General features: G+C 53.2%; 2 rRNA genes. Both read right to left on the reverse strand.

What is annotated here, in order from left to right:
* A 23S ribosomal RNA gene (locus ACWGSK_RS27510) occupies positions 1-2,697 on the reverse strand; the annotation flags it as partial.
* Positions 2,698-2,864: 167 nt separating this feature from the next.
* Positions 2,865-3,409 (reverse strand): 16S ribosomal RNA (locus ACWGSK_RS27515); the annotation flags it as partial.

Consider the following 3,409-nt stretch of genomic DNA (forward strand, 5'->3'; position numbering starts at 1 on the left):
CTCTCGTACTAAGGACAGCCCTTCTCAATATTCCTACGCGCACAGCGGATAGGGACCGAACTGTCTCACGACGTTCTGAACCCAGCTCGCGTACCGCTTTAATGGGCGAACAGCCCAACCCTTGGGACCGACTACAGCCCCAGGATGCGATGAGCCGACATCGAGGTGCCAAACCTCCCCGTCGATGTGGACTCTTGGGGGAGATAAGCCTGTTATCCCCGGGGTAGCTTTTATCCGTTGAGCGATGGCCCTTCCATGCGGAACCACCGGATCACTAAGCCCGACTTTCGTCCCTGCTCGACTTGTAGGTCTCGCAGTCAAGCTCCCTTGTGCCTTTACACTCTGCGAATGATTTCCAACCATTCTGAGGGAACCTTTGGGCGCCTCCGTTACCTTTTAGGAGGCGACCGCCCCAGTCAAACTGCCCACCTGACACTGTCTCCCCGCCCGATAAGGGCGGCGGGTTAGAAGGTCAATACAGCCAGGGTAGTATCCCACCGATGCCTCCACCGAAGCTGGCGCTCCGGTTTCCAAGGCTCCTACCTATCCTGTACAAGCTGTACCAACATTCAATATCAGGCTGCAGTAAAGCTCCACGGGGTCTTTCCGTCCTGTCGCGGGTAACCTGCATCTTCACAGGTACTATAATTTCACCGAGTCTCTCGTTGAGACAGTGCCCAGATCGTTGCGCCTTTCGTGCGGGTCGGAACTTACCCGACAAGGAATTTCGCTACCTTAGGACCGTTATAGTTACGGCCGCCGTTTACTGGGGCTTCAATTCGCACCTTCGCTTACGCTAAGCGCTCCTCTTAACCTTCCAGCACCGGGCAGGCGTCAGCCCCTATACTTCGCCTTACGGCTTCGCAGAGACCTGTGTTTTTGCTAAACAGTCGCCTGGGCCTATTCACTGCGGCTCTCTCGGGCTTGCACCCTAACAGAGCACCCCTTCTCCCGAAGTTACGGGGTCATTTTGCCGAGTTCCTTAACGAGAGTTCTCTCGATCACCTTAGGATTCTCTCCTCGCCTACCTGTGTCGGTTTGCGGTACGGGCACCTCTCACCTCGCTAGAGGCTTTTCTTGGCAGTGTGGAATCAGGAACTTCGCTACTATATTTCGCTCGCCATCACAGCTCAAGGTACATGGTGACGGGATTTGCCTCGTCACCCCTCTAACTGCTTGGACGCGCTATTCCAGCAGCGCGCTTACCCTATCCTCCTGCGTCCCCCCATTGCTCAAATGGTGAGGAGGTGGTACAGGAATATCAACCTGTTGTCCATCGCCTACGCCTTTCGGCCTCGGCTTAGGTCCCGACTAACCCTGAGCGGACGAGCCTTCCTCAGGAAACCTTAGGCATTCGGTGGAGGGGATTCTCACCCCTCTTTCGCTACTCATACCGGCATTCTCACTTCTAAGCGCTCCACCAGTCCTTCCGGTCTAGCTTCTCAGCCCTTAGAACGCTCTCCTACCACGGACACCAACGGTGTCCATCCACAGCTTCGGTGATACGTTTAGCCCCGGTACATTTTCGGCGCAGAGTCACTCGACCAGTGAGCTATTACGCACTCTTTAAATGGTGGCTGCTTCTAAGCCAACATCCTGGTTGTCTAAGCAACTCCACATCCTTTTCCACTTAACGTATACTTTGGGACCTTAGCTGGCGGTCTGGGCTGTTTCCCTTTCGACTACGGATCTTATCACTCGCAGTCTGACTCCCAAGGATAAGTCATCGGCATTCGGAGTTTGTCTGAATTCGGTAACCCGATGAGGGCCCCTAGTCCAAACAGTGCTCTACCTCCAAGACTCTTACCTTGAGGCTAGCCCTAAAGCTATTTCGGAGAGAACCAGCTATCTCCAGGTTCGATTGGCATTTCACCCCTACCCACACCTCATCCCCGCACTTTTCAACGTGCGTGGGTTCGGGCCTCCATTCAGTGTTACCTGAACTTCACCCTGGACATGGGTAGATCACCTGGTTTCGGGTCTACGACCACGTACTCATGCGCCCTATTCAGACTCGCTTTCGCTGCGGCTCCGCATCTTCTGCTTAACCTTGCACGGGATCGTAACTCGCCGGTTCATTCTACAAAAGGCACGCCATCACCCGTTAACGGGCTCTGACTACTTGTAGGCACACGGTTTCAGGATCTCTTTCACTCCCCTTCCGGGGTGCTTTTCACCTTTCCCTCACGGTACTGGTTCACTATCGGTCACTAGGGAGTATTTAGCCTTGGGAGATGGTCCTCCCGGATTCCGACGGAATTTCACGTGTTCCGCCGTACTCAGGATCCACTCAGGAGAGAACGAAGTTTTGACTACAGGGCTGTTACCTCCTATGGCGGGCCTTTCCAGACCTCTTCATCTACCTCGTTCCTTTGTAACTCCGTACAGAGTGTCCTACAACCCCAAGAGGCAAGCCTCTTGGTTTGGGCTAATCCCGTTTCGCTCGCCGCTACTCAGGGAATCGCATTTGCTTTCTCTTCCTCCGGGTACTTAGATGTTTCAGTTCCCCGGGTCTGCCTTCTCATATCCTATGAATTCAGATATGGATACCACTCCATTACGAGTGGTGGGTTTCCCCATTCGGAAATCTCCGGATCAAAGCTTGCTTACAGCTCCCCGAAGCATATCGGTGTTCGTCCCGTCCTTCATCGGCTCCTAGTGCCAAGGCATCCACCGTGCGCCCTTTCTAACTTAACCGTTAAAAAGAATCACTATGTGATATCTTGTATTACTTGAATGTGATGTCTACTGTTATCTAGTTTTCAAAGAACACGTTTCGAAGGAATGATCCTTCAAAACTAAACAAGACAGGGAACGTTCTGTTTATAAGACCCAAGGTCTTATATTCCGTATAATATCCTTAGAAAGGAGGTGATCCAGCCGCACCTTCCGATACGGCTACCTTGTTACGACTTCACCCCAATCATCTGTCCCACCTTCGGCGGCTGGCTCCAAAAGGTTACCTCACCGACTTCGGGTGTTACAAACTCTCGTGGTGTGACGGGCGGTGTGTACAAGGCCCGGGAACGTATTCACCGCGGCATGCTGATCCGCGATTACTAGCGATTCCAGCTTCATGCAGTCGAGTTGCAGACTGCGATCCGAACTGAGAACAGATTTGTGGGATTGGCTTAACCTCGCGGTTTCGCTGCCCTTTGTTCTGTCCATTGTAGCACGTGTGTAGCCCAGGTCATAAGGGGCATGATGATTTGACGTCATCCCCACCTTCCTCCGGTTTGTCACCGGCAGTCACCTTAGAGTGCCCAACTGAATGCTGGCAACTAAGGTCAAGGGTTGCGCTCGTTGCGGGACTTAACCCAACATCTCACGACACGAGCTGACGACAACCATGCACCACCTGTCACTCTTGTCCCCGAAGGGAAATCCCTATCTCTAGGGAGGTCAAGAG

The organism is Nocardiopsis sp. NPDC055551, from assembly GCF_053619415.1.